The sequence below is a fragment of the Pseudomonas agronomica genome, assembly GCF_025917275.1.
Lineage (GTDB): Bacteria > Pseudomonadota > Gammaproteobacteria > Pseudomonadales > Pseudomonadaceae > Aquipseudomonas > Aquipseudomonas agronomica.
Map to the genome: position 1 here is coordinate 1 of NZ_JAOSHO010001101.1, position 322 is coordinate 322.

General features: G+C 66.8%; 1 protein-coding gene. It reads right to left on the minus strand.

The window, feature by feature from the left end; translation table 11 throughout:
* A partial coding sequence (locus OC610_RS29110) for a Sir2 family NAD-dependent protein deacetylase (protein ID WP_332880496.1) occupies positions 1 to 322 on the minus strand: 322 nt, incomplete at both ends.

The following is a 322-nucleotide window of genomic DNA, read 5'->3' on the forward strand; positions in this document are numbered from 1 at the left end:
TCGACGGCTTGCATGGCGCGGGCAGCGATGGGCGCGGCGACGTTTTCACCGAAAAAAACCACATCCGGTTTCAGGCGTTCGCCGGCGCATTGCGGGCAACGGGGCACCTGGAAGCGCGCCTCGAACGCGGGGTCCAGCAGCGTGTCGCCATCGGGCGCCTGCACGGCATCGACACCGGCCAGGTAGGGGTTCTCGGTTTCCATCAATGCCTGGATCTGCTGTCGCTCGCTGCGCTGGCCGCAATCGAGGCACAGCACGCGGTGCAGGCTGCCGTGCAATTCGACGACGTGACGGCTGCCGGCCTGGTCATGCAAGGCGTCGA